Here is a 24,244-nt window from a genome sequence, read left to right on the forward strand (position 1 = left end):
TCGAAAGGGCCGGGTTAAACACGTTGCACCCGTTTCTATCAGGCATGCCCCGGCAGATTCGGCGGGCTGAAGGAATCTGCCGTTTGGCGGGGTGAAAACAGTTGATCCGAATTTCTCAGGGCGCAAGTTCGGCGTAGTTCGTTTCGCACAAGCCTTAACCTGAACACCATCGCAACCACCTCCCGGTTGCCGGACTCACGATGGGAAATGCCATGAACAGCAAAGTCGACGAAACCCCTCATTTGCTCCGTCAGCGCGATCAATTCGTGCCACGTGGCCTGGTTACCGCTCACCCGTTGGTGATCGATCGCGCCCAAGGTGCCGAATTGTGGGATGTGGACGGCAAGCGCTACCTGGATTTTGTCGGCGGCATTGGTGTGCTGAACATCGGGCATAACCACCCCAAGGTGGTCGCCGCGGTGCAGGCCCAGTTGCAAAAGATCTCCCACGCGTGTTTTCAGGTGGTGGCCTATAAGCCTTATCTTGATCTGGCCCAGCGCCTGTGCGAAATGATCGGCGGCAACGAGGCGTATAAAGCGGCGTTCTTTACCTCTGGCGCCGAGGCCGTGGAGAACGCGGTGAAGATCGCCCGCGCTCATACCAATCGCTCGGCGGTGATTGCGTTTCGTGGCGGGTTTCACGGTCGCACCTTGCTCGGCACCACGCTGACCGGCATGAGCCAGCCGTACAAGCAGAACTTCGGGCCGTTCGCGCCGGAGGTGTTTCACACGCCGTATCCGAATGCCTATCGCGGCGTCAGCAGCGAGATGGCCCTCAAGGCGCTGGACGAGTTGTTGGTCACCCAGGTCGCCCCTGAACGGGTCGCGGCAATCATCATTGAACCGGTCCAGGGAGACGGCGGTTTCCTCTCGGCGCCCGTGGAGTTCCTTCAGGCGCTACGTGCCCTCACTGAAAAACACGGCATCGTGCTGATTCTCGATGAAATCCAGACCGGTTTTGGCCGTACCGGCAAGTGGTTCGGCTTCCAGCACGCCGGCATCCAGCCGGACCTGGTGACCGTCGCCAAGAGTCTTGCCGGTGGTTTGCCGTTGTCCGGCGTGGTCGGCAAGGCCGGGATCATGGACGCGCCATTGCCCGGTGGCCTGGGCGGTACTTACGGCGGTAACGCGCTGTCATGCGCCGCCGCGCTGGCGGTGATCGAAGCCTATGAGCAAGAACAGCTGCTGGCGCGGGGCGACGCCTTGGGCGAGCGTTTGCGTCAGGGCTTGTTGCGCTTGCAGGCCCGTCACCGGCAAATCGGCGATGTGCGCGGCAGTGGGTTCATGCTGGCGATCGAGCTGATCAAGGATGACGACGCGCGTACCCCGGACGCGGACCTGAATCAGCGGCTGATCGACGAAGCCCGAGCAGGTGGTCTGCTGGTGATCAAATGCGGCGTGTACCGCAACGTGCTGCGCTTCCTTGCGCCGCTGGTGACAACAGAGGATCAGATCGACGAAGCGCTGCAGATTCTTGAAGCAGCATTGGCACGCGTCTTGAACTGAGTTCATGCCTGCTCCGGGCGATACTGCAAGGTATCGCCCGTGAGCATTTATGGAGCATGGGGTGACGGAGTGCATTATTGGAGGCTTGGCGTACCATGGGGCTGACTGATTATCGAGCGTTGCTCATCGATTGCGATGAAGTGCTGGTCGATCGCGATTCGGGAGTCTGGACGGCGCTGCAACCGCTGCTCGACAGCCTTGGCGGTCGTCCGGACAAGGAACAGGTCCTGGCCGAGTACGGCGAGGTGGTGCGTGCGCTCTACCCGCGTTTCGGTGAACTGGGCTTTAGTGGCTTGCTGTGTTTTGCCCATCGCCAGTTGGCCGAGCGCTGGGGGCTGAGAGCCAGTTGGGAGGAGGGCATGAGTTTTGCCCGTTCGGTGGCCAGTTGGTCGCTGTTCGAGGACGCGCCCGGCGCGATGTTGTACCTGCGCAAGTTCTATCGCTTGCTGGTGCAGGGCGATCGGGATGCCGAAGATCGAGGGCTGCTCTGTGAGCGTTTGGGAGTCATGCCCGACGACTTCATTTCGCTGGCCAGCGATCCCTTGCTGGATCGGGACTGGTTACAGGCCAATGGGCTCGAGGCCCGGGAGATCCTGCAAGTGACCCGACCTTCTGCCGGTCGACAGGCGGCCAGCGATGTGTGCCTGATTTGTCGCGGGCGGGCAAAACCTGCAACGTCGTGTGCGGCGGATTACTGCATCAACAGCATGGCTGACCTGGTGGCTCAGCATCAGCTGTCTTTACGGCGCTGATTTTGCTAGAAGATTGTCCTACAAACGGCAATCAAGAGGTACGCAATGGAAGGTTTAGTGAAACTGGACCGGATCGACATCAGCATCTTGGTTGAGTTGCAAAAAGACGGGCGCATGACCAACGTCAGCCTGGCCGATGCCGTGGGGCTGTCAGCCAGTCCGTGCCTGCAACGGGTCAAGCGACTGGAGTCGGCCGGGTACATCTCGAGTTACAAGGCGCATTTGAACCTGGCCAAGATCACTGACTCGGTCACGGTGTTCACCGAAATAACCTTGAGCGATCACAAGCGCGAAGACTTCGCCAAGTTCGAGTCCAATATCCGTCTGGTGGATGAAGTGCTCGAATGCCATCTGATCAGCGGTGGCTACGATTATCTGGTGCGCTTCATGACCCGCAGCATCCAGCACTATCAGGAAGTGATCGAAAGCCTGCTGGACAAGAACATCGGGATTTCCAAGTACTTCAGTTACATCGTCATCAAGTCGCCCGTGCTCAAGGACGGCGTGCCGCTGCGCAAATTGCTGCGCCATTGAGACGTTCTCGATAACCGCTTGTCGCCCGCCGTGTCTTTGCAAGAGACACACGCCGGGCGGCACCTCAGGCATCGCGCAACAGGTCGTGAGCGTTAAGCAGCTCGTAGGCAATCTCGGGGTGTTTTTCCAGGCCGCGACGAATGGCGGCCGGAATCGACTGGCGGGTTTTGCGGCACAGCCCTGGCAGGTCCAGAAGCTGAATACCGATGCCGCGCATGCTTCGCACTTCGTGCACGCTGGGGGTGATGTGCACGCGAATGCCTAGCTGCTCATACATCCGCCGCTGCATGTGCTCGAGGTCGGCCAGGCTCTGCAGATTCTCCAGCCGGTCGAGCAGGCGATTTTCCTCCTGTCGGGTCAGGTGCAGGATGCGCAAATCCGCGCTGGGAATGTCCAGCAACTGTTCGCGCCTGCAATCGCAGGCACCGGGCGGACAGGGTTGTCGAATCTGGAGAGAGGCTGTCATGGTCTCCAATCATAGCTATCGGCAACCGCTATTGCCCAGCGGGTTCGTCGCGACCCGATAAGGGCGTGGGGCGGACCACCCCCCCCCCCGCACTGATAGCCCTCAGCCCCAGGTGTTGCCGAGCGCTTCCAGACCGGCCCTTTGCAGGTCCTGCGGGCTCATGACCAGACGGAACTTGCAGGTGGCATCGAAGTTGAGAAAGAACGGTTCTGCAAAGCTGGGGATCTGGGAGGAGTCTTGTACGTCGATCAGGAAAATCCCGCCGCGCATTCCATCCTGCTCGGTAAAGTAGGCAGCCTCCGGTTTGATGCTTTCCAGGATTCGTCCGATGACTTCGCCGACCTTCCCGGCTCTGACGAGCGCATTGAAGGGTTCATTCGGGCACTCGACCATCATTAGCATTTTCATTATTCGATTCTCTTGTCAGATAGCTGCCTCATCTCCCTGCCTTTGCTTCTGGTACTGATGCCACGAAGCTTGTATTCGACCGTTCCAGCGGTGTGTGGTTAAGCATAGCGAAGCATAAGCTGACGCTCGTCCAGGGTTACGGGCGGTCGTGGCGCTGAATGTGATTGGACCATGTCACCCGTTTTTGCACGGCTTTCAGCTTGCCTGATCAGTTGCATAATGGTGCTGGTGGTGTTGAAACTTCTGCGGTTAGCATGGCGCTTTACCGACGCACCAAATGACCGGTGGGTTAACGCAACCGAGTAGGTCGAACATTGATCGAACGACGCCAATTTAGCGGAGGCATGAAGGGAAAAAACCTTCGCTATCTGAATGAGAATCCCAGTGAGACGGCTCAAATGACCCGGGCAGGATTTCTGCTGCTCGAGCATTTCTCACTGCCCGCGTTCACCCAGGCGCTGGATACGATTGTTACGGCGAATCTGCTACGCCCCGGGTTGTTCGCTTCCCGAACGTTCGGCTTGAATGACGGGGAGGTCATCAGTGATCTGGGACTTGTCATTCGTCCGGATGCGCGTTTCGATTCTTCAGCTATTCAAGACCTGGACCTGTTGGTCATTTGTGGCGGCTACAGGACAGAGCTGAAGGCGACGGATGAGTTGATCAGTCTGTTGCGAGCAGCGGCAGACCGTGGCGTGAGTCTGGCCGGGTTGTGGAATGGCGCCTGGTTCCTCGGCAGCGCCGGCTTGCTGGATGGGTATCGTTGCGCTATTCACCCCGAACATCGTCCCGCACTCGCGGAAATTTCCAAGGTGACGCATGTCACCAGCGAAGCCTATGTCATTGATCGAGACCGGCTCACCGCTTCCAGTCCCGCGGGGGCATTTCATATGGCGCTGGACTGGATCAAGGGGCTGCACGATAAAGCACTGGTCGAGGGTATCGAGGACATTCTGGCTTTCGAGGAGTCTCGTTATCGGCGCATCAAACCGGCGGAAAACATCTGTGTGAGCGCGCCATTGCGCGAGGTGGTCAAGCTGATGGATGCCAACCTCGAAGAGCCTCTGGAGCTGGAACAATTGGCGGTTTATGCCGGCCGTTCTCGTCGACAGCTTGAACGGTTGTTCAAGGAGCAACTGGGCACGACGCCGCAGCGGTATTACATGGAACTGCGTATCACCGAGGCGCGGCGACTCCTGCAACACACCGAGCTGTCCCAGGTCGATGTGCTGGTGGCCTGCGGTTTTGTTTCACCCAGTCATTTCAGTAAATGCTATAGCTCGTACTTTGGATACAGACCCTCCAAGGAAACGCGACTGGTCAAATGAAAACGGCGCCACCGCAAGGCCGGGCCAAGCGATTGTCTCGGCTGTCTTGATGCGTCTCCTATACTGATTCGCGTTGCCAGGCCCAACGCTGGCATCCAACGCCGTCGGGCCCGCTGTCAGGGGCTGACAGCTTCCCCATCAGTCACGGTAAGGAGATTGAACATGGCAATTCGCATTGGCGATGAAGCACCGGACTTCACCGCCGAAAGTACCGAAGGCCCGATCCACTTCCACGAGTGGATTGGCGACAAGTGGGCCATCCTGTTCTCGCATCCGAAGGACTTCACCCCTGTCTGCACCACTGAACTCGGTTATATGGCCGGACTCAAGCCGGAGTTCGACAAGCGCAACACCAAGATAGTCGGGCTCAGCGTCGACCCGGTCAGTGACCACCGGGCCTGGCTCGGTGACATCGAAGAGACCCAGGGGCATGCGGTCAACTATCCGATGATCGGCGACGAGAACCTGGTAGTAGCGAAGCTCTACGACATGATTCACCCGAATGCCAGTGGCGGCTCACGCACCGCCGTGGACAACGCCACGGTGCGCTCCGTGTTCATCGTCGGCCCGGACAAGAAGGTCAAGGCGATGCTGATCTACCCGATGAGTGCCGGGCGCAACTTCGATGAAGTGTTGCGCCTGCTCGACTCGCTGCAATTAAACGCCAAGCACACGGTCGCCACCCCGGTGAACTGGCGTCCGGGCGAGGACGTCATTATTCCCACGTCGGTGTCCGACGAGGAAGCCAGGAAGAAGTACCCACAGGGCTTCAAGACGTTGAAACCCTATTTGCGCACCGTGGCGCAACCAAAGTAATTCACTCGGCGTCCCTCCCTTGCAACGATTGCCTCAGGCTCGGGCAGGGGAGGGTTGTTTAACCCGATCAATAGCAAGTGGCTGTTTTAAAAACAATTTATGTGGTCTGGGGCTTCCCATGCGAAGCGAAAGTTGATAAATTTCCGCGCGTTCTTGCAGAGGCCCTCACGGGGCTTTCAGCAACAGCTACAGGGGCGTCGCCAAGCGGTAAGGCAGCAGGTTTTGATCCTGCCATGCGTTGGTTCAAATCCAGCCGCCCCTGCCATTTTCCTATGCTCATCCAGGCATTCCCTCAACCGGCAGGTTTTGTGCGAATTCAGGATGATCGTCAGCCTTAAAGTGCCGTCATCAGGACTTGCACCAATTGACCCCCTTGTGGCGTAGCCCAGCTGCCGGCGAGTTCTGCAATCAGCTGGTTGGTGGTGGTCAGCGTCACGCCACCTTTATCCATTCGCCGCAGGGCGTTGCGTTTCAGCTCTTCGAAAGGAATGGATTTCACCCAGCTCATAGTCCCCACCTGGTGATCAATCAACAGCAGGGCGGCATTGTCGGCACTGAATTTTTCGTGCGTCATGATGATTCTCCTGGCAACAAGGTTGGGCCGCTAGGCCCAGGTTTGGGACTGTTTCGATCACTCATGCCGGGCTCATGGCCGGGTAATCGATATACCCCTGCGCGCCCGGTGCGTAGAACGTGTCCTTGTCCGGAGCATTAAGCTCGGCACCTGTGCGAAAACGTTCGGGCAGATCGGGGTTGGCGAGGAATGCGCTGCCAAAAACGACCGCGTCGGCCCGACCATCGGCGATCAGCGATTCGGCAGAACGTTGATCGAGTCCGCCACCGATCAGGTAGCTGCCATCGAACAGAGGACGCAACACGGCGTGGTAGTCGACGCTGGCGCCAAACAGGGCGACGTGCAGATAGGCAAGATTCCGCCCGCGCAGCTGCTCGACCAGATAGGTGTAGGTGTGTTGCGGGTTGGCATCGACGATGTCATTGAAGTTCATTTCAGGGGAAATCTTGATGCCCACACGATCGCTGCCGACTTCGCTCGCCATGGCGTCGAGAACTTCCAGCACAAACCGGGCACGGTTCTCGACAGAGCCACCATATTCGTCAGCGCGCTGATTGCTGCCCGTCGACAGGAACTGCTCTGGCAGATACCCGGAGGCTGCGTGCAGTTCGACACCGTCAAACCCGGCTTCAATGGCCAGGCGTGCGGCCTGCCGGTAGCCCTCGATGACAGCGGCAATTTCGGTCACGGTCAGGGCGTGCGGGGTGACGAAATCCTGCAGGCCGGTGGCAGTCCAGGTCTGGCCTGCAGCCTTGATCGCCGAGGGCGCTTGCGGTTGCGCACCGTCAGCCAGCAGCGATGGGTGAGAAACGCGTCCGCAGTGCATCAACTGCATGAAGATCCGTCCGCCGCGAGCATGGACGGCCTCGGAGACTTGTTTCCAGGCGGCCACCTGCTCGGCGGTTTCGATACCGGGGGTGCGGACATAACCCTTGCCCAGCGCAACCGGGAACACACCTTCCGTGATGATCAACCCGGCACCGGCGCGTTGTGCGTAGTAAGTCGGCACCAGCTCGGTCGGCACCCCGGCATCATCGGAGCGCGAGCGGGTCATCGGGGCCATGACCATGCGATTGGACAGCTGATGGCGACCGATCCGGACCTGAGAAAAAAGCGAATTCATTGTAGTGCTCCTCTGTAAACGATGGGGGCTATCATTGATCAATCCGAATCCGGGATAAACCTGGTTAAATTGAAATGACTGATCCACTGGTGGAGCAATAGCATTGGAATTTCTCAACGACATGGCGCTGTTCGTCGAGGTCGTGAAGGCGCGCAGTTTCCGTCGGGCGGCGGAGGCGATGGGGATGCCGAACTCGACGCTGTCTCGCCGGATAAGTGGCCTGGAAAAGGCAATCGGCCTAAGGCTTCTGCATCGCACCACGCGCAAGATCGAGCTGACCGAGGCGGGGCAGGTGTACTTCGATCGCTGTAAACGCATTGTCGAGGAGGCCAGGCTCGCGCACGAGCAGCTAGGCGAAATGCTCGCCAAACCCAGCGGTGTACTGCGGGCCTCGTTTCCGGTGGATTTTGCCACTGTCTACCTGGCGCCGCTGATTGCAGAGTTTGCCCGGCTTTATCCCGGTATCAGCTTCGAGTTCGATCTGAGCCCACGTCAGGTCGACTTGGTGAGTGAGCCGGTTGATGTGGTGATTCGCATGGGCGAGCCTGTCAGTTCGAACCTGATCGCCCGTAAGCTGGCCAGTTTTCGACGCTATCTTTACGCCTCACCCCGTTATCTGGAGCTGTCCGGTGAGCCTGTTCATCCTTCGGATCTGACACGCCACGAATGCTTGCGCCTGCGCGGAATGCGAGCTGATCGTTGGACGCTCTCCAGCAGTGAAGGGGAGGTGGAGGTTGCGATTGGCGGTCGGTTCGAGCTCAACAGCGTGGGAATGATTCGACGTCTGGCGACGCTGGATCTGGGGATCGCGTTATTGGCGGAAGGCATCGCTGCCCAGGACGTTGCCAATGGCACGCTGTGCAGAGTCTTGCCGCAGTGGCAAGCCTCGCCCATCTCGGTTTATGCCCTCACCGAAACACGGCTGTTGCCAGCGAAAACCCAACGTTTCATCGAGTTCTTGCGTGAGCATCTCCAGGACGCCTGACGCCGTTGCCGAACAGTCAACGAACCGACTCCGGGTCCGTTAAGAAATCAATCAGCGCTCTTACTTTCATCGGTAGATAGCGGGCATGGGGATACAGCAACATGAAGGGCCGGGTAGCGCCACCAAACTCCCCGAGTACCTCGACCAATTCACCACTGTCGATTTGCGCCTGAACGGTAAACCGGTACGCCTGCACGATCCCGGCGCCGTGTCTGGCCATCGTGATCGTTGCCAGATAGTCTTCAAGGCAAGTGGTATTTCCAGAGGTGTGCATACTCACCGACCGCTGATCGACGATGAAGGTCCACGGCACATTCCTTCCGCTGCTGGGCAGTTCAAACTGAATGCAATCGTGTAATTCCAGGTCCGACAGTACCTGCGGAACGCCACGCTGCCGAAGGTACTCGGGAGAGGCTACGACCACCAGCTCCGCATTCTCGAGTGTGCGCGCAATCAGCGCCGAGTCATCGGGCGCTCGACCACGGATGGCCAGATCGTAACCTTCCTCAGCGAAATCTATATTCCGGGTACTGACGTGCACGACTACCTTGACCAGTGGATAGCGTCGACGAAACTCGGCAAGGCGTGGTAACAGTCGAAAATGCGCATAGGGCGTCGGTGCGCTGATTCGCAATTCCCCTGAGGGCGCCTGCTGCTGCCCCGTCACTTTGCGTTCCGCGTCAACCAGTTGAGTCAACGCTTGCCGGCATTGCTCGTAATAGACCCGACCTGCCTCGGTCAGGCGTATCTGCCGGGTGGTGCGTACAAACAAGCGCACTGCCAGACGCTCCTCCAGGCGTGAAACCGACCGGCTCACGGCGGCGGGTGTCACGCCGGCTGCCTGTGCCGCGGCAGTGAAACTTTCAAACTCAACGGCTAAACAGAACAGCTCAATGCTGCCGAGTTGCACATCGTCAAAATGCCGGGGCATCGCATCTCTCGATTAATTACATCAGGTATCAAGTAAGTGGCGTAACACGCTATCTATTCCGGTCTGACGAAAAAGTAAAGTGACCCCCCTGATCAACCGGGAAACCGACTCGCACCTGCTGCCAAGCAGAGTTGGCGGTACGCACCGACCAGTTGATCCAGCGTGAACGCGCGATTTCGCCCACTCGGATTGGGCAGGACCCAGACCGAGGCATTACCAAAGGTCTTTGACTGAAGCCCCCATGCAATTTCTCGTTGACCGGACAACGCGCAGTACGCCGCTTTGCCGAGAAACGCCACAAAGCGTGGTGCATAGCGCGCGATCTTTTGTTCAAAATCGGCAGCGGCAGCGATGAATTCATGTGCAGACAACTCATCCGCCCGTGCCGTTGGGCGTTCGACCACTGCAGTTAATCCACACTGATACTGCAAGAGTGTCCGATCGTGTTCCGGGTGTATTTCCTGCGGCGTAAAACCGGCGAGATGGAGTGTGCGCCAGAAGCGATTGCCCCGACCTGCAAAATGATGCCCCTGGGCGACGGCAGTCATGCCCGGATTGATGCCACAAAAAATCACTGCAAGCTGCTCGGCAAGAATATCTTCGAGTCTTTCACCCACGATAAAACCTCACAAACCCGACAGGTGCCGAGGTCAATTATCCGCAGATCACGCTGACCGCATTGCGTGCAAGCTCGGTCAATTCAGCGCGGGATTTACCCGCCCGAGCACGTATCGAAATGCTATGCAGCATGGCTGACGCGAGTACGGCAAGGGCTGCAGGGTCGGCATCGCTTTTCAACTCGCCGGAATCGATTGCTGCCCGCAGACGCGTTTCGAGTTCGGCATCGAGCCTGCTCAGCCGATCCGAAAGAACGTCGCGTATTTCAGCATCCTCGACGGCCTCGGTCGTCGCCGTACCAATCGCAAAGCAGCCACGCGGTTGGCCTTCGCCCGAGAAGTAGATCGACAACTGCCCCTCATAAAAACGCATCAACGCCTGCTCCAGTGTCAGCGCGTTGTCCGTCAGCGCCTCATGCATGGCCGCTGCGGCAAACTCCCAATACTGCTCAAGCGCTTTGATATAGAGCGCGTGCTTGTCACCGAATGCCGCATAGAGGCTTGGGCGATTCATGCCGGCCGCCGTTGCGATGCTATCCAGAGACGCGCCGGAATATCCGGTGCTCCAGAAAACCCCAAGTGCCTGCTGCAGTGCTGTCTGCGGGTCATACGCGCGAGGGCGGCCGCGGCCTTTGCCCTCTACAATCTTTTTTTGTGCCATGTTGTACAAAATCCTTGAATGAAGGTCGGTCAGGGCATATTCTTACATCATCGCACAAAATTAAGGAACCAGAAGTTCCTGAATTTCAGGTTTGTTGCAGCGGAGCTCGAACTGGGTGTTGCAGCGATGAAACAGGTGCGGCAGAGCGATCCTCATGACCGCGCATGGGCTTGCTTTCTCATAGCAATTATTGACATCAGGGCCACAGGCGATCGTTGCCGGTGTTAGCCCGATTTCCCGGTTAAAGGTGTATTCGATCATGACTAAACAGTTCGACATCCCAGCTTCGCAGGCCTTCGAGCATCCAGGGCCGAACCAGACTGACACGCCCATCAAGAAACCGTTTAAACAGAAGTTACGGCCACTCCTTATGGTGGGTGTTCCTGCTCTCGTCGCAGCGGTTGGGTACTCACACTATGTGACGGGCGAGCCCTATGTTTCGACCGATAACGCCTACGCCCGGGTAGCGAAGGCATCGATCAACGCTCGCGTTTCCGGACAAGTCGTCGAAATCGCGGTCGAGGACAATCAGCCTGTTCGCGAGGGCCAGGTGCTGTTTCGGATCAACCCGGAGCCGTTCCAGATCGCGGTTAACCGTGCAGAAGCACAGCTGAGCGTCGCGCGGCTTCGCATCGATGGACTCAAGGCAAGCTATCGGCAGCAGCAGGCTGAACTGCAATCGGCCAAAGAGTCGGCGGATTTCGACCAACGGGAATTTGCCCGCAAGAAAGCGCTGGTGGCCACCGAGTTCGTCTCGCGCGCCATTTACGAACGTGCGGACACGGACCTTAAAGTTTCACGGCAACGAATAGCGTCTATCGAACAGCAGATCGCCAGTACGGTCGTTGCCTTGAACGGCAATCCGGACATCGAAGCCGATAAACACCCGATGGTTCGCGAGGCCAAGGCTCAGTTGGACGAGGCGCAGCTTTATCTCTCGTACGCGACGGTGTATGCGCCGGACGATGGCATCGTGGCCAAGGTCGACGATTTGCAGGTTGGCAACTACGTCAACAGCGGTGCGCCAGCCTTTGCTCTGCTGTCCGATCGCCAGACTTGGGTGGAGGCTAACTTCCGCGAAACGGAAGTGACCCATATGCATCCGGGCCAGGAAGCAACCATCAGTGTCGATACGTATCCTGACCACGTTTTCAAAGCCCACGTGGCCAGCATGAGCCCGGGTGCCGGGTCGGACTTCGCACTGCTGCCGCCCGAAAATGCGACCGGCAACTGGGTCAAGGTTGTCCAGCGGGTACCGGTTCGACTCGAACTCGATGAAGTGGATCCTGCTCTGCCGCTTTTCTCGGGTACCAGTGCCACGGTCAAAGTCGACACCGGGTATCGCACGCCCTGGTGGCACCCACTCAAGGCTCTGTTAACCGCAGGTACTGACCGATGAACGCCAATCTTGCTGGAAACCCGGCGGGAGAGGGGCCGCGCACGCTCAGGTTCGCAGCATTGCTTGCGACCTATATGCAGTCGGCGAACCTGCCTCTGCCGAATGCGGCACTGAGGTTTATTCAGGGCGCCGTGTCGATGACGGATGACCAGGCTGGCTGGGTATTCACTTCATACCTCGCGGCGAGCGCCATTACCCTGCCGATTGCGCAGTGGCTCGCCGGACGCTACGGCTTGAAGGTTGTGTATCAAGCCGCGATAGCCTTGTTCGTCCTTGGCTTGTTGCTCGCTATGCAGGCAACGACCCCGTTGGAGTTCGTTGGTGCGCGCATCATTCAAGGTGCCGCGAGTGGCCTGCTTGCACCGCTTTCGATGGCCATTGCAATGGAGACACTGCCACCGGCGCGGCGCGCGAAATTCGGTTCGATGTTCACGGCCATTGTGCTGTTGGGCATCGTCAGCGGCCCGAGTATCGGTGGTTGGGTCTGCGAACATTACGATTGGCGCTCGATATTCTCCATCAGCCTTCCGCTGTCGGCGTTTATCTTCGTGGTGGTGACGCTGTTGCTGGCCGAGAAAAAGGCCGAGAAAAGTCCGCCGTTTGACTTTTTCGGTGTCGGCACCTTCACGTTGGGAATGATCGGGTTGCAAATGCTGCTCGACCGCGGTGAGCGTCTGGACTGGTTTGCGTCGCCCGAGATCTGGCTGGAAGCGCTGGCAGGTGCACTGGGGCTCTACCTGTTCGTTGTTCATGTGCTGACCGCGAAGGTGCATTTTCTCAACAAAAGTTTGTTCAAAGACCGCAATTTCGTGCTGTCGACGATCATCTTTTTCGCACTCGGTTTTGTGCTGTTGCCGACGATGGCCCTGACATCGCCGATGCTGGATGAAATTCTCGGATACCCACCTGACACGACCGGCTACCTGACGATACCGCGAGGTGTAGGGCTGGTAGGTGCGTTTCTGCTGATGGGCCGGGTGCCCGCTCGGATCGACTCGCGGCTCTTTGTTGCCGCGGGCGTGGCGCTGGTGGCTTATGCCAACTGGCTGATGCTTGGCTATTCACCGTTGATGGACTGGTGGCCCGTGGCGGTGGCGGGTGCACTCCAGGGCATCGGCCTCGGTGTCTTGATGCCGGCGATCAGTAAGGTGGCCTTCAGCACGCTCGATCCGAGGTTCCGCCCGGAAGGTACCGGTTTTTTCAATCTGGCCCGTGTTTACGGAAGCACCCTCGGCGTTGCGGTCGTGCAAGTGTTGTTCTTCAACAACACGCAAACGATGCATGTGGCGCTGGCAAGCCATCTGACGCCTTATCGTGCTGCGGCACATTCCATGACGGCGTCGACGTCCTTGCAAGCACTCGGGGGGCTCAACGAAATGATCACCGGCCAGGCGGCTTTTATCGCGGTTATCGGCCAGTTCAAGATTTTGATGCTGGCGATGCTGGTGGTGAGCCCGCTGGTTGTCTTTCTTCGCAAACCCGTTCCGACCAACTAGTTTTCGTGGAGTCTGCCCAATGAAATCCAATACGTTCGTACTCAACAGACAGCAGTTCCAAACGACGGTCGGTGCGGTGTCGGCATTGATGTTCCTGTCCGCCTGTACCGTCGGCCCTGACTATAAAGCGCCCGCGCAGAGCCTGTCGCAGCACTATGATCAACAGGCCGAGCAGCGTCTTGGCGAGGGCGGCAACAAGGTTGCTGAACAGCACATTGAGCTTGGCAAGAAGGTCAGCGGTGACTGGTGGTCTGCCTTCCATTCGCCAAAGCTCGACAAGGTTGTACGTCGGGCAATCGACGGCAATCTTGAGCTCGTGGCGGCGGATGCGACGATCCGGCAAGCGGCGTCTTCTGTTGCCGCAGCGGAAGGTGCTCTTTATCCGCAGGTCGATTTTGGCGCTCAGGCTGGCCGCCAACGGACACACAATGGGCCCGAGCCAACCGTCTCCAATGTCTACGCGATTGGGCCACGGGTCGGGTTTGACCTTGACGCTTTTGGCGGTACCAAGCGGCTGGTCGAGCAGAAGGAAGCGTTTACGAGTCTGCAGAAACATCGCTACGAAGCGGCGTACCTGACCCTGACGGGCGATGTTGCGAGCCAGGCGTTGTTGGTTGCTTCGGCAAATGCGCAGATGGAAGCCGTCGAGAAACTGCTCGCCAATGACGCGAAGAACCTCGAGCTCGTGCGCATGGCGCACACCAATGGCACCACCACGCAGATCGACGTTTCGCTGGCTGAGACGCGGCTCGCTCAGGACCGCACGCTGCTGCCGCCCCTCGCTCAACAGCGTGATTCGGCACGGCACGCGCTGTCGATTCTGACGGGGAAAGGCCCAGGAGACTGGACCGCTCCCGACTTCAATCTCGCCGAGTTTGTCTTGCCGTCAAACGTGCCAGTCAGCTTGCCCTCGGAAATGGCCCACGACCGGCCGGATGTACTGCAGGCAGAAGCTGAATTGCATATGGCCAGCGCCGCCGTCGGGGTCGCGACAGCCAATCTCTATCCCCATGTAACGCTGTCCGCGTCTCTTGCACAGGCGGCTTCAGGCAATGGCGGCGCCGCACTCTGGAGTCTTGCTGCGGGGCTGGCGGGGCCGATCTTCGATGGCGGCACGCTCAAGGCTGAACGTCAGGCAGCCGTCGACGGCTACAAGGCGACACTCGCCGGCTACCAGCAAACGGTGATTCAATCCTTTGGCCAGGTCGCAGACACGCTGCAGGCAATCAACCATGACTCAGAGGAAAACCTGGCGCAGGAGGACGCATTACGAGCGGCCGAAACGAGCTTTCGGTTGAACCAGCAAGCCTATGCGCAAGGCGAGAACAGCATTCTCCAGGTGCTGGAGGCGGAGCGTGCCTATGAGCAGGCGTTACTCGGTCGAATCAGAGTGAAGACGGCGCAGTATCTCGACACGGTGCGGTTGTATGTGGCACTCGGCGGTAATTCGGTGGGTGTATCCGAGCAACGCGTTGCCAGTCGCGAAGAGCCGAAAACTGTTTATCAATAGCAGCTGCGCTTTACGAGAGAGCACTACCGCCATTGCGGCTGTGGCCCCAGACATCGGAGTAAAGACATGTCATACGAAGCGTTTCACGATGAACTTCGCGATACAAAATTCCCTCTTGTCCACGGAGCGGGTGAGATGCCGGCCGTTGGATTTGGCACGCTGTTCCGGGATCTGAGCGTGACAACACAAGCCGTCAAGCACGCACTGGAAACAGGCTTTCGCCATTTTGACTGTGCAGAACGCTATCGAAATGAAGACAAGGTCGCAGTGGCCATAAAGGAGTTCCTGGAGACTGGTAAGGTCCGGCGGGAAGACCTGTTTATTACCACAAAGCTGTGGAACACCAACCATCGCCCCGAGCGGGTTCTGCCGGCTTTTGAAGCCAGTTGCCAACGACTTCAAGTGGATTACATCGATTGCTATCTCATCCACACGCCCTTTGCCTTTCAACCGGGCGAAGACCAGGAACCAAGAGACGAGCAGGGGAGAATCATTTACGACTCCGGCGTGACATTAATCGAGACTTGGCGAGCACTTGAGCGTCTGGTAGATGAGGGGCGGTGCAAGTCCATCGGGTTATCCGACATTACACTGCAAGCATTGCAAGAAATTGTGGCAGTGGCGCGGATTAAACCTGCCGTCGTGCAGGTTGAATCTCACCCTTATCTGCCTGAATGGGAACTGCTCGAGTTTTGTCGGCAGCATGGAATTATCGTCCTTGCGTTTGCACCACTGGGGCATGGCATGCAGCCGAACGTACTGGAAGACGCTGTAATTACAGGCATCGCCCGGCGCTTGCAACAGACCCCGGCTCAAGTTGCATTGGCCTGGTCCGTACAACGTGGTGTGGCTTTCCTGACGACATCTGCAACGCTGAGTCATATTCAGGAAAACTTTGCGATTTCTACCCTGCCTCGCAGGGCCATGCTTGAAATCAAGGAAGATATTACGACCCGGGTACGATTCAACTCGGTGGTGGATACCGGTGTGCCCGGATTTATTCCGGGCAAGAAGTAACGCGCGACAAGGGGGGCGGTCTTCTGCAGGGCCACCCCCTTTCTATCCCCCCAGAGGTGATAGCAATGGACGTTTTCCAGACCATGCGTTTTTTCGTTGCTGTTGCTCAGAGCGGCAGCTTTACGGCGGCGGCTGAGCTATTGGACACCACCACAACTAACGTTTCCAAAGCGGTCTCCAGTCTGGAGGCCAGGCTTCAAACACGTCTGATTAACCGCACGACCCGACGCCTGGCGTTGACCGAGGCAGGTGTGCGCTATTTGCAGCGATGCGAGAAAATTCTTGAGGAGGTACGTGAGGCCGAAGACGAAGCGGGTACCGCCCAGGTCATGCCCGTTGGCAGGCTCAAGATTCATGCGATGGGAGCCATCGGTAATCATTACGTGATCAAAGCCATTGCCAGGTATAGAGAGATTTATCCCTTGGTAATGTTTGATTTGACACTGACCAATCGGCTACCTGACTTGCTGGAGGAGGGCTATGACATATCGATTGTTTTAGCGCGGGATCTACCCGATTCAGGATTTGTCGCTCAGCGGCTGGGCATCACCTACAGCATTCTCTGCGCCTCGCCAGCGTACCTGAAGAAACGCGGGATCCCCGATTCTACGAGGTCGCTTGGCGAAATGATTGTTTGAGAATTGTGAATACGGTAATGCCGGTTGAAAACTGGGTATTTGAGGGACCCGAAGGCGTGGAGACCGTCAACATTCCATTGTCTCCGTTTCACGTCAACACCGCCGACGCCATGACCGTTGCCATAACGAATGGGATGGGGATCGGTATTCAGCCTATTGCGTCTGCAGTCGATGGACTGACGTCTGGCACGTTAGTGCGTGTACTGCCGGATTATCATTTCGAAGAGTTCAATGTATTTGCCATATACCCATCACGAAAGTTCGTGGATGCAAAAATAAAGACGTGGGTAGAGTTTCTTAAAGATTACATTCCGGGTTTGTTGGCATCCGATGAAGAAATCGTCGGTTCAGCCAGGAAAGATAACAGCTGTCGAGTTCGCTAGCGCGGCAGGTATGGAGTGTCGACCCTCCATCGTCCGCACAGTACTCAACCGTTTGAACAGCCTGTTCCCATGACTTGATACTGAAGGACATGGTGTTGACCGTGAGAGTCTTCATAGGTCATTTGAACAGGAACCGGTCCGCACTGGTCCGCAGCGTCTGTCATTGCAATGACTTTTTTAATGTCGAGCTTGGTTACGTAAGTGTAATTTTCAATCGGTGCCTGACGGGTCGCGACTGTTGAATGGCTCTCGTCTGCAAATGCCTGTGCACCTAAACTGCCAAGCGCAAGGAAGATCGCAACTTTTGAAATCTTCATCATGTTCACCGTATCGTTCAAGGTTTGGTCTGCGTCGTTTTTACCTCGTGAGCTAGTTGATGTTCATTCAATTTGCTCACCGGGTAGAAACGATGCTAGATGTTTATCCCTTTCCCAGACAGCGGCCTATTGGACAAACACTGTTGTCGGATTTCGCATGAATAGAACGCTACGGGGACAGTCAGTACCACGGCTCAGGTTCACACAAACAGGTCGTAAGACAGTTTGCTGATCAGGATCACCAGCAACACCAGGAACAGGCCCCGGACAAAAGGCACGCCTTTACGAACCGCCAGCCAGGTGCCGGTCAGCGCGCCGAGGATGTTGAATGCCGCCATGGGGAGGGCGATCAGGTAGAGCACGTTACCTGTCGGGATGAAGAAAATCAGCGCCGCGACGTTGGTCGCGATGTTCACCAGTTTGGCCGACGCCGAGGCATGCAGGAAGTCGAAGGCGAAGCAGCGGATAAACAGGAAGATCAGGAAGCTGCCGGTGCCGGGACCGAACAGTCCGTCGTAGAAACCGATGGCCCCGCCGATGACGATCGCCAGCAGTTTCTCCCGGGTACCGATGTGCATGGGTTTGTGCAGGGCGCCGAAGTCCTTTTTCCAGAAGGTGTAGATCGCCATCAGCACGATCAACACCAGCACTGCTGGCCGGATCACCGACTGCGGGACGAACGACACTGTGGCCGCGCCGAAGAAGGACATGACAAAGGCCGCACAGGCAGCGGGGATCACCAGCCCCCAGTCGATCACCACCTTGCGTACGAAAGACCGGGCCGCGAATGCAGTGCCGCAGGCTGCCGCGACCTTGTTGGTACCCAGCAGCGCCGCGGGTTGCGCCGTGGGCAGCACGTTGAACAGCGCAGGTATCTGGATCAGTCCGCCGCCACCCACCGCCGCATCGATCAGGCCGGCGGCAAAGGCGAACACGCAAAGGATGACAGTATCGATCATGAAATCAGGCCTTGACGATGAAGGAGTGGTGAAGGTCTAGCGGTGTGGATTGAGCGGGAAGGTTAACGGAACGGCTTTTTTTGTGTTGCAATGCCACGTTGTGAAAAGTGCAACGAGGTGGCGAATGGCACTGGATATGTTGGGGGACTTTGAAGCCTTTGCGACGGTGGCTCGCAAGCGCAGTTTTGTCGCGGCGGCACGCTCGCTGGGGCGTTCACCCAGCTCGCTGACCCGTGCCGTTCAAGCCTTGGAGGAAAGCGTCGGGGTCAAGTTGTTCAATCGCTCCTCCAATGCCGTGAGCTTGACCGAGGCGGGTGAACGCTTGTTGCCCCACGCCTACAAAATGCTGGATCTGCAACGTGAAGCGGATGAAGACCTGGCCGGAATCAGCGGCCAGGCTTACGGCTGGGTCCGCTTTTCCGCCCCCGAGTTTCTCGGCCACGGGGTTTTGCCCCGGCTGATCGGGCAGTACGGTGAGCGTTATCCAGACGTGAACGTCGATGGGATTTTCACCGATGAAACCATCGACCCGGCCAAGAGCAAACTGGACTTCTCGATTCGTGGCGGGTATCCGCAATCCAGTGACCTGATCGGCTTTCCGCTCTGGAGTTATTCACGTTACCTGTACGCCAGCCCCGGGTACCTGGAGCGGCGCGGGACGCCCGACTCCATCGAGGCGCTGGAGGCGCACTCGCTGATCCTGCATACGGCGCCGCGTATTCTAAAAGACTGGAATTTTCGCAGTGAGACGCAGGCCATCAGCTTTCGGGCTGATCCCAAGTTTCGCTTCAACTCCGGTTCGGCGGTATTCCAGGCGGCCCTGGCGGGTGTCGGGATCGCCCGCCTGGCGGACTGGGTCGCAGAGCCCGAAGTGGAAGCGGGGCGCCTGCTTCGGGTCTGTCCCGAGTACATGCTCACCTCCAGCAGCGGCGAAAGCCCGCAGATGCACGCGGTGTACCCGGCCGGAAATCTGCCGCTGCGGGTGAAGTCGCTGTTGCAGATGATCCGTGGCTTTGGCGAAAGCCTGGACCGAAAGCCTGCTTTACCGCTGATCAAAACTGGATTGCAGGGGATGGGCTGACCCTGCAAGTCGTTTGGCCACGACTGTGTGACGGCCTTGAGCCAATCAAAAACAGAGACCGTCAAAATTAGTCGATACATGCTCGCTCACCGGATCGACCTGATTCCAGCCTTCCTGCACAATCGATGCGGCGGGGGAGCGGGGGGGAGACGGATGCGGTGAGTTTGGAGGGGCGGGTGATGAGGTAAAAATATTTGCATTTGCAAATTTCGGCATGTACTAATCGCACCGTCATTGGGCTGGAGCCCGAGAAACGAGCCGATCTTAGGCAAGGCTGCCATGGTTTGTTTAAAGTTATCAGGACGGTGACTTATGGATGATCGAAAGATTCTGGATGAAGTAAAAGATTGGTTTATCAGCTGCTTAGGGTGCGCGGCAGGCAGGCGGGAATTCAGTAAAAACCGCTAATATGCTGACCATTGCTCGAACCGCACAAGAGGTTAGGGATCGCTACGAAGCTTATGTACGGGCACTCGAAGCGCGCGAAGTAGTAGCCTGTCTAATTATCTGCCCGACGGCTACCGAAGAGCAAAATACGTACAGCGTAGCTCAGGAAGTAAGGCGTTTGTCGGCGCTGTTCAGCTCGATTAGCGAGTACTCTTCTGAAGAGCTTGCTACTGGCCACGCCTTGAACAAAAAACTCTATCTGACTTGCCCGGTCACCAACGTCAAAGTGCTATTCGAAGACTTTGATGCCGTAGCGTTCTGTCCACAATCGGATGATCTGGATGATGAGCTTTATGACCCGTTGATGTCGGCGCCTATTCCTGCGGTCAACTTTAACTCCGACGTATATGCCTTCTCGATGTTCTGCCGTGACATGAGCCTGCAGAAATTCAAACGCGAGGTATTCGAGTTGACCGCCTCCGAACGCGGCCAGCTCTACGAGACGGTGCTATACGGTTGGCAGCGTATTGCTGAAAGAACTCTGGGCAATTACATCAACATGACCAACGTTCAGAAGTGCCCGGTCTACTTGCACGACGATAATAAATACTGGTTCGCTAATCATCAGGACCCGGCTTTCGCCGAGTCGGTAAAGGAACTGTATCGACATGATATGCCGTTGATTTACGTGCCAAAGATCATCTGTGAATGGGAGCAGTATTTCAACACTGGGCGCACACCGGACTTCAGCGAGACCGCCACCCCTGGCAGTCAGCACCTTGACGCATCTGAATCCACCTGTGAGGCTATTTGAAATGAGCAAGGATGCGAATTTTTCCGCCACAAAATTGGTGTTTATCGGTTTCGGATCAATCACCAAAGCGACCCTCGGGTTGCTTGTCCAAGCCCGTACATTCGACCTCTCATCGATATTCGTGATCGCTCCGCAGATAGAGCAACACCAGCCGTTCCTCGAACTGGGGGTGAGTTTTATCGAATTGGCGCTGACTCTCGAGAACCTTCACAGTGTATTGCGCGATGTCGTCCGGCGCGGTGATTTCATCGTCAACTTATCGGTCAACGTCAGCAGCACCGCCTTGATCAAGTTTGCCCATGATCAAGGTGCTCTGTACCTCGATACCTGTATCGAGCCTTGGGAAGGCACCTACAACGAACCCAGTCTAACTACCTCGCAGCGCTCCAACTACGCCTTGCGCGACCAGTTGTTGGCCCTCGGAGACGAGCTCGGCTCGGGCCCGACTGCTGTGGTGACCCACGGCGCCAATCCGGGCCTGGTCTCGCATTTTGTCAAATCGGCATTGCTGCATCTCGCCGAGAAGCTGGCCATCGCGGTGCCTGAGGCCGACGGCAGCGTCGCCTGGGGCGAACTGGCGATGGCGCTGAACGTCAAGGTTATTCACATCGCTGAACGTGATACCCAGCGCTCGGCACGCATCAAGTCCGACGACGAATTTGTTAACACGTGGTCAGTCGACGGGTTTGTTAGCGAAGCCGGCCAGCCTGCTGAACTTGGCTGGGGATCCCATGAGAAAACCTGGCCCCCCTTCGCACGCCATCATCAGTTCGGTTCAAACAACGCGATCTACCTTGAGCGCCCCGGCGTCTCGGTGCCAGTAAAAACCTGGACCCCCAACGGCGGCCCCTGCACTGGCTTGCTGATCACCCATAACGAAGCAATCTCGCTTCCTGACTTTTTGACTGTCAAAGACGGTAACGTGCTGCTGTACCGGCCGACCGTGCATTACGCTTACCACCCTTGTGACGATGCGCTGCTTTCGGTGCATGAATATGTGGGCCGTGGTTGGCGGTTACAAGACAGTAAGCGGATCATGAACGACGAAATTGCCCCGGGTGGTGTCGACGCGCTCGGTGTGCTACTCATGGGCCATGCCCTGAATGCCTATTGGTACGGCTCTATTCTGAGTATCGACGAAGCACGGCAGATCGCGCCGTTCAATACAGCAACCAGCCTGCAAGTGGCCGCCGGAGTATATTCAGGCATCATCTGGGCCATTGAAAACCCTGACCGCGGGATCGTCGAGCCGGAACAGATGGACCATCGGCGGGTATTGGAAATTGCTCTACCTTTCCTCGGAAGACTCGAAGGTATACAGACCGACTGGACGCCTCTGGACACCATTAACGCGCTGTTCCACAAGCCCGAAGGTGAGTTTTGTCCGTGGCAGTTCGAGCACTTTACCGCTGTCTAGATAAGGTCGGTCATTTATGGAAAATCTGAGTGTCGGGTGCTCTGACAAGCAACGCTGGTTTGCCCTCACCAAAATAAACACCCTATCGGCTCTGTCGCAGATCGTGCAGATCGGTACCGTAACGCCGCTGCTGTCGCTATCGTTGGAACAACGGGGTGTCGAGGCGGCCAGGATCGGGGTGATTGTCAGCGCCTCGTGGTTAGCGATCCTGCTGTTTTACAAAATGGTTCCGCGCCTGCTGGCCGTTCTGGGGCTCGTCAAGACCAATCTCCTCAGCGCGGCATTGACCATCACCGCGCTGATCGGTATGACCCTGACCAACCACTTGGTGCTGATCTTTGCGCTGAACTTTGTGTTGGGTATTGGCTTGATCCTGCGCTGGATCGCCTGCGATACCTGGATCGTCGCGGTCGCCTCGAAAAACGAGCGTGGCCGAGCGATCGGCATCCATGAGACCCTGATGGGGCTGGGCATTGCTGTCGGCCCGCTACTGTTGGTGGGGTTCGGCGTCGGGAGCTCCGCTCCCTATTACGCCTGTGCGGCGATCGTGTTGGTTTCCGGCGCTTTAGCCTTAACGCTGAAAGACCATGATACACAGCCGCAAACCCCGGTGGAAAAACGCCACGGTAAGTTGTTCAGCGTCATTCCGACGGCTCTGTGTGGCGCCTTTATCGCCGGCTTTTCGGAAACTTCATCAGTGTCATTCCTTGCAGGCTACAGCCTCTCGGCCGGGTACCTGTTGACCGCCGCGACTTTGCTGATTTCGGTGTTCGGCATTGGCGGCACAGTGCTGCAACTGCCGATCGGCTGGATGGCCGACCGCAGCTCGTACAAGACCGGCCAACTGGTCTGTGGCCTGATCCTGCTGCTGGGCACGGTGGCCATTCCCTTCAGCCAGCCCCTTCCCTGGCTAGCGACGCTCATCGTGTTTCTCTGGGGGGGAGCCATTGGCGGCATGAACACCCTGGCTGTGATTGAGGCGGGGGACCGGGTTGGCGAACATCAAGTGTCCACAGCTATGACCGCCATTGCAATGTTCTACACTTTAGGCAGCGTACTGGGCCCAATAGCCACTGGCGCCACGGTTTCCTATGTTAGCGAACATGGATTGATGATCTCGGTGGGGATAGTCGGTGCGCTGTTCATCGCAATGTTGATGTTACGCAGAGCCCCCGCGCCAGAGTGATGCGCACCAGCCGCTCGGCGTACGCCGTATCCTCCTGATATCCCGCCCCCGGACGTCACGTCTGAGTTCTAATACTGACGAGCGGCTCTGGGGCGGCGATTGAACCCGGCTTTTACGATAAACGCCGTGACATAAGGTATTGGCTTTTCCCCCAAGCCTCAAAGCGCTCCAACACTTCCCAGCCAAGCTTGGCGTAATAATGACTCTGGTTGTGCGTGTGCAAGAACAAGGTGGTGAATCCAGCCTCTCTCGCATGGCTACAGATGCCTTCGATCAACTGCGCTGCAATTCCTCTGCGTCGAGCGCTTGGGGTGATGAACACGCAGGCCAGCCACGGGCCCAACTCGGGCCGGTCAGGTAGGTCGCTACTGGCAAGAGTTGCGCCACCCAGCAACTGGTCTCGTTGCGTTGCGATCAGGCATCTCCAACGACCACCACGTTGCCCCACAGAGAACTCGTGCTGCCAACTGGCGAGAGATTGCTGTGCAAATTCATACCTGAACTCTCGATAAAGCCATTCGGCCATCATGTCGCATTTATCCATTTGTTTATCGAGCCAATCCACTCGCAGCATCTGAACAACTCCTTATGTATTCGTCATGTAGAGGGCGGGTCGCGGAGGGGGGCAGTGCCAGATGACCGAGGCCGCCGATGCCCACCACGCCGACCCGGTCGGTGGGCTTGACGTCGTATTCCACAAGCGGGTTGAACACTGTCGAGCCGGCGCAGAACAGCGGGCCCGCCATGCCCTTGCTCACACCGGAGAGATGGGAAAGCTCGCCCAGAGTGATTTTCCGCTTCTTTCGCTCATGATCTGTCGCAACGTATTTTTAATCATGTAAACCTCATCCAGGAAAGCGGCATATTATAAATGTCGGTTTCGCTTGTGCGGTCAGAAAAACCTAATGGGTTATTCGCAACCCACCATGATTGAAAATGT

The 24,244-nt window shown here is 57.5% G+C and carries 24 protein-coding genes, 1 tRNA gene and 2 pseudogenes; 16 read left to right on the forward strand and 11 right to left on the reverse strand.

Features of this window, described 5'->3' with window-relative positions; translation table 11 throughout:
• Positions 1 to 212: 212 nt before the first annotated feature.
• The 3 genes from gabT to FPT12_RS24930 all read left to right on the forward strand — a co-directional run bounded on the left by gabT (position 213) and on the right by FPT12_RS24930 (position 2,791).
• Entirely contained in the window at positions 213 to 1,505 is a 1,293-nt protein-coding gene (gene gabT, locus FPT12_RS24920) for a 4-aminobutyrate--2-oxoglutarate transaminase (protein ID WP_145021374.1), read from the forward strand.
• Between the two features lie 95 nt (positions 1,506 to 1,600).
• Positions 1,601 to 2,257, forward strand: coding sequence for a 2-haloalkanoic acid dehalogenase (locus FPT12_RS24925; RefSeq protein WP_145021377.1), 657 nt, complete (start codon positions 1,601 to 1,603; stop codon positions 2,255 to 2,257).
• Between the two features lie 45 nt (positions 2,258 to 2,302).
• Positions 2,303 to 2,791 (forward strand): Lrp/AsnC family transcriptional regulator, encoded by a 489-nt coding sequence (locus tag FPT12_RS24930; RefSeq protein ID WP_008055821.1) that lies wholly within the window; start codon positions 2,303 to 2,305, stop codon positions 2,789 to 2,791.
• Positions 2,792 to 2,855: 64 nt separating this feature from the next.
• Here FPT12_RS24930 and FPT12_RS24935 read toward each other — a convergent pair whose 3' ends face one another.
• A complete protein-coding gene (locus tag FPT12_RS24935; RefSeq protein ID WP_145021381.1) occupies positions 2,856 to 3,257 on the reverse strand; it encodes a hypothetical protein in 402 nt (133 codons plus the stop codon).
• A gap of 102 nt (positions 3,258 to 3,359) precedes the next feature.
• A complete protein-coding gene (locus FPT12_RS24940; protein WP_145021384.1) occupies positions 3,360 to 3,665 on the reverse strand; it encodes a panthothenate synthetase in 306 nt (101 codons plus the stop codon).
• A gap of 314 nt (positions 3,666 to 3,979) precedes the next feature.
• Here FPT12_RS24940 and FPT12_RS24945 point away from each other — a divergent pair, with 314 nt between their 5' ends.
• The 3 genes from FPT12_RS24945 to FPT12_RS24955 all read left to right on the forward strand — a co-directional run bounded on the left by FPT12_RS24945 (position 3,980) and on the right by FPT12_RS24955 (position 6,074).
• A complete protein-coding gene (locus FPT12_RS24945; protein WP_178098889.1) occupies positions 3,980 to 4,993 on the forward strand; it encodes a GlxA family transcriptional regulator in 1,014 nt (337 codons plus the stop codon).
• Positions 4,994 to 5,155: 162 nt separating this feature from the next.
• Positions 5,156 to 5,809: a peroxiredoxin gene (locus FPT12_RS24950; RefSeq protein WP_145021387.1), complete on the forward strand. Its 654-nt coding sequence runs from the start codon at positions 5,156 to 5,158 to the stop codon at positions 5,807 to 5,809.
• Between the two features lie 190 nt (positions 5,810 to 5,999).
• Positions 6,000 to 6,074 (forward strand) — tRNA-Gln (locus tag FPT12_RS24955).
• Positions 6,075 to 6,143: 69 nt separating this feature from the next.
• Here FPT12_RS24955 and FPT12_RS24960 read toward each other — a convergent pair.
• Together FPT12_RS24960 and FPT12_RS24965 are read right to left on the reverse strand one after the other, a co-directional pair.
• Positions 6,144 to 6,383 (reverse strand): hypothetical protein, encoded by a 240-nt coding sequence (locus tag FPT12_RS24960; RefSeq protein ID WP_145021390.1) that lies wholly within the window; start codon positions 6,381 to 6,383, stop codon positions 6,144 to 6,146.
• A gap of 61 nt (positions 6,384 to 6,444) precedes the next feature.
• Positions 6,445 to 7,506: an alkene reductase gene (locus tag FPT12_RS24965; protein WP_145021393.1), complete on the reverse strand. Its 1,062-nt coding sequence runs from the start codon at positions 7,504 to 7,506 to the stop codon at positions 6,445 to 6,447.
• A 103-nt stretch (positions 7,507 to 7,609) separates the two neighbouring features.
• On the opposite strand from FPT12_RS24965, the gene FPT12_RS24970 reads away from it, so the two are divergent.
• Positions 7,610 to 8,491 carry a LysR family transcriptional regulator gene (locus FPT12_RS24970; RefSeq protein ID WP_145021396.1) on the forward strand — a complete coding sequence of 294 codons (882 nt, stop codon included), beginning with the start codon at positions 7,610 to 7,612 and terminating at the stop codon, positions 8,489 to 8,491.
• Between the two features lie 16 nt (positions 8,492 to 8,507).
• On the opposite strand, the gene FPT12_RS24975 is transcribed toward FPT12_RS24970, so the two are convergent.
• The 3 genes from FPT12_RS24975 to FPT12_RS24985 all read right to left on the reverse strand — a co-directional run bounded on the left by FPT12_RS24975 (position 8,508) and on the right by FPT12_RS24985 (position 10,700).
• Positions 8,508 to 9,422, reverse strand: coding sequence for a LysR family transcriptional regulator (locus FPT12_RS24975; protein WP_145021398.1), 915 nt, complete (start codon positions 9,420 to 9,422; stop codon positions 8,508 to 8,510).
• 92 nt (positions 9,423 to 9,514) lie between these two features.
• Positions 9,515 to 10,039 carry a G/U mismatch-specific DNA glycosylase gene (gene mug, locus FPT12_RS24980; protein ID WP_145021401.1) on the reverse strand — a complete coding sequence of 175 codons (525 nt, stop codon included), beginning with the start codon at positions 10,037 to 10,039 and terminating at the stop codon, positions 9,515 to 9,517.
• A gap of 37 nt (positions 10,040 to 10,076) precedes the next feature.
• Positions 10,077 to 10,700 (reverse strand): TetR/AcrR family transcriptional regulator, encoded by a 624-nt coding sequence (locus FPT12_RS24985; protein WP_145021404.1) that lies wholly within the window; start codon positions 10,698 to 10,700, stop codon positions 10,077 to 10,079.
• 259 nt (positions 10,701 to 10,959) lie between these two features.
• Between FPT12_RS24985 and FPT12_RS24995 the strand changes: the two genes are divergently transcribed.
• The 5 genes and pseudogenes from FPT12_RS24995 (at position 10,960) to FPT12_RS25015 (ending at position 17,143) form a co-directional block, all read left to right on the forward strand.
• On the forward strand, positions 10,960 to 12,099 hold the full coding sequence (locus FPT12_RS24995; RefSeq protein ID WP_145021410.1) for an HlyD family secretion protein: 1,140 nt from the start codon (positions 10,960 to 10,962) through the stop codon (positions 12,097 to 12,099).
• On the forward strand, positions 12,096 to 13,595 hold the full coding sequence (locus tag FPT12_RS25000; protein ID WP_145021412.1) for a DHA2 family efflux MFS transporter permease subunit: 1,500 nt from the start codon (positions 12,096 to 12,098) through the stop codon (positions 13,593 to 13,595). Before FPT12_RS24995 ends, FPT12_RS25000 begins: the two co-directional genes overlap by 4 nt.
• A 19-nt stretch (positions 13,596 to 13,614) precedes the next feature.
• Positions 13,615 to 15,105, forward strand: a complete 1,491-nt coding sequence (locus FPT12_RS25005; RefSeq protein WP_145021415.1) for an efflux transporter outer membrane subunit — start codon at positions 13,615 to 13,617, stop codon at positions 15,103 to 15,105.
• 66 nt (positions 15,106 to 15,171) lie between these two features.
• Positions 15,172 to 16,122: an aldo/keto reductase gene (locus FPT12_RS25010; RefSeq protein WP_145021418.1), complete on the forward strand. Its 951-nt coding sequence runs from the start codon at positions 15,172 to 15,174 to the stop codon at positions 16,120 to 16,122.
• A gap of 65 nt (positions 16,123 to 16,187) precedes the next feature.
• A pseudogene (locus tag FPT12_RS25015) lies at positions 16,188 to 17,143 on the forward strand (LysR family transcriptional regulator).
• A gap of 44 nt (positions 17,144 to 17,187) precedes the next feature.
• Here the strand turns inward: FPT12_RS25015 and FPT12_RS25020 are convergent.
• Positions 17,188 to 17,460: a DUF2790 domain-containing protein gene (locus FPT12_RS25020; RefSeq protein WP_145021421.1), complete on the reverse strand. Its 273-nt coding sequence runs from the start codon at positions 17,458 to 17,460 to the stop codon at positions 17,188 to 17,190.
• A gap of 200 nt (positions 17,461 to 17,660) precedes the next feature.
• Complete coding sequence (locus FPT12_RS25025; protein ID WP_145021424.1) at positions 17,661 to 18,419, reverse strand: TSUP family transporter; 759 nt, start codon at positions 18,417 to 18,419, stop codon at positions 17,661 to 17,663.
• Positions 18,420 to 18,543: 124 nt separating this feature from the next.
• Between FPT12_RS25025 and FPT12_RS25030 the strand changes: the two genes are divergently transcribed.
• The 4 genes from FPT12_RS25030 to FPT12_RS25045 all read left to right on the forward strand — a co-directional run bounded on the left by FPT12_RS25030 (position 18,544) and on the right by FPT12_RS25045 (position 23,304).
• Positions 18,544 to 19,500 (forward strand): LysR family transcriptional regulator, encoded by a 957-nt coding sequence (locus tag FPT12_RS25030; RefSeq protein WP_145021427.1) that lies wholly within the window; start codon positions 18,544 to 18,546, stop codon positions 19,498 to 19,500.
• A 409-nt stretch (positions 19,501 to 19,909) separates the two neighbouring features.
• Positions 19,910 to 20,701, forward strand: coding sequence for a hypothetical protein (locus tag FPT12_RS25035; RefSeq protein ID WP_145021430.1), 792 nt, complete (start codon positions 19,910 to 19,912; stop codon positions 20,699 to 20,701).
• A gap of 1 nt (position 20,702) precedes the next feature.
• Positions 20,703 to 22,118, forward strand: a complete 1,416-nt coding sequence (locus FPT12_RS25040) for a saccharopine dehydrogenase C-terminal domain-containing protein (RefSeq protein WP_145021433.1) — start codon at positions 20,703 to 20,705, stop codon at positions 22,116 to 22,118.
• Positions 22,119 to 22,134: 16 nt separating this feature from the next.
• The gene (locus FPT12_RS25045; RefSeq protein ID WP_145021436.1) at positions 22,135 to 23,304 is read left to right on the forward strand and encodes an MFS transporter; all 1,170 of its coding nucleotides are present in this window, start codon (positions 22,135 to 22,137) and stop codon (positions 23,302 to 23,304) included.
• Between the two features lie 112 nt (positions 23,305 to 23,416).
• Here FPT12_RS25045 and FPT12_RS25050 read toward each other — a convergent pair whose 3' ends face one another.
• Both FPT12_RS25050 and FPT12_RS25055 read right to left on the reverse strand, forming a co-directional pair.
• Positions 23,417 to 23,878: a GNAT family N-acetyltransferase gene (locus FPT12_RS25050; RefSeq protein WP_145021439.1), complete on the reverse strand. Its 462-nt coding sequence runs from the start codon at positions 23,876 to 23,878 to the stop codon at positions 23,417 to 23,419.
• Between the two features lie 52 nt (positions 23,879 to 23,930).
• A pseudogene (locus FPT12_RS25055) lies at positions 23,931 to 24,056 on the reverse strand (alcohol dehydrogenase); the annotation flags it as partial.
• Positions 24,057 to 24,244: the final 188 nt, after the last annotated feature.

It is taken from the genome of Pseudomonas sp. H3(2019) (assembly GCF_007713465.1).
GTDB lineage: Bacteria > Pseudomonadota > Gammaproteobacteria > Pseudomonadales > Pseudomonadaceae > Aquipseudomonas.

Coding starts and splice junctions, on each gene's coding strand:
- FPT12_RS24975 (WP_145021398.1), bottom strand. CDS start 9,422: ATGCCCCGGCATTTTGACGATGTGCAACTCGGCAGCATTGAGCTGTTC.
- FPT12_RS25050 (WP_145021439.1), bottom strand. CDS start 23,878: ATGCTGCGAGTGGATTGGCTCGATAAACAAATGGATAAATGCGACATG.
- FPT12_RS24935 (WP_145021381.1), bottom strand. CDS start 3,257: ATGACAGCCTCTCTCCAGATTCGACAACCCTGTCCGCCCGGTGCCTGC.
- FPT12_RS25045 (WP_145021436.1), top strand. CDS start 22,135: ATGGAAAATCTGAGTGTCGGGTGCTCTGACAAGCAACGCTGGTTTGCC.
- FPT12_RS25005 (WP_145021415.1), top strand. CDS start 13,615: ATGAAATCCAATACGTTCGTACTCAACAGACAGCAGTTCCAAACGACG.
- FPT12_RS25010 (WP_145021418.1), top strand. CDS start 15,172: ATGTCATACGAAGCGTTTCACGATGAACTTCGCGATACAAAATTCCCT.
- FPT12_RS24930 (WP_008055821.1), top strand. CDS start 2,303: ATGGAAGGTTTAGTGAAACTGGACCGGATCGACATCAGCATCTTGGTT.
- FPT12_RS24925 (WP_145021377.1), top strand. CDS start 1,601: ATGGGGCTGACTGATTATCGAGCGTTGCTCATCGATTGCGATGAAGTG.
- FPT12_RS24965 (WP_145021393.1), bottom strand. CDS start 7,506: ATGAATTCGCTTTTTTCTCAGGTCCGGATCGGTCGCCATCAGCTGTCC.
- FPT12_RS24985 (WP_145021404.1), bottom strand. CDS start 10,700: ATGGCACAAAAAAAGATTGTAGAGGGCAAAGGCCGCGGCCGCCCTCGC.
- FPT12_RS25040 (WP_145021433.1), top strand. CDS start 20,703: ATGAGCAAGGATGCGAATTTTTCCGCCACAAAATTGGTGTTTATCGGT.
- FPT12_RS25030 (WP_145021427.1), top strand. CDS start 18,544: ATGGCACTGGATATGTTGGGGGACTTTGAAGCCTTTGCGACGGTGGCT.
- FPT12_RS24950 (WP_145021387.1), top strand. CDS start 5,156: ATGGCAATTCGCATTGGCGATGAAGCACCGGACTTCACCGCCGAAAGT.
- FPT12_RS25020 (WP_145021421.1), bottom strand. CDS start 17,460: ATGAAGATTTCAAAAGTTGCGATCTTCCTTGCGCTTGGCAGTTTAGGT.
- FPT12_RS24940 (WP_145021384.1), bottom strand. CDS start 3,665: ATGAAAATGCTAATGATGGTCGAGTGCCCGAATGAACCCTTCAATGCG.
- FPT12_RS25035 (WP_145021430.1), top strand. CDS start 19,910: ATGCTGACCATTGCTCGAACCGCACAAGAGGTTAGGGATCGCTACGAA.
- FPT12_RS25025 (WP_145021424.1), bottom strand. CDS start 18,419: ATGATCGATACTGTCATCCTTTGCGTGTTCGCCTTTGCCGCCGGCCTG.
- FPT12_RS24960 (WP_145021390.1), bottom strand. CDS start 6,383: ATGACGCACGAAAAATTCAGTGCCGACAATGCCGCCCTGCTGTTGATT.
- FPT12_RS24995 (WP_145021410.1), top strand. CDS start 10,960: ATGACTAAACAGTTCGACATCCCAGCTTCGCAGGCCTTCGAGCATCCA.
- gabT (WP_145021374.1), top strand. CDS start 213: ATGAACAGCAAAGTCGACGAAACCCCTCATTTGCTCCGTCAGCGCGAT.
- FPT12_RS25000 (WP_145021412.1), top strand. CDS start 12,096: ATGAACGCCAATCTTGCTGGAAACCCGGCGGGAGAGGGGCCGCGCACG.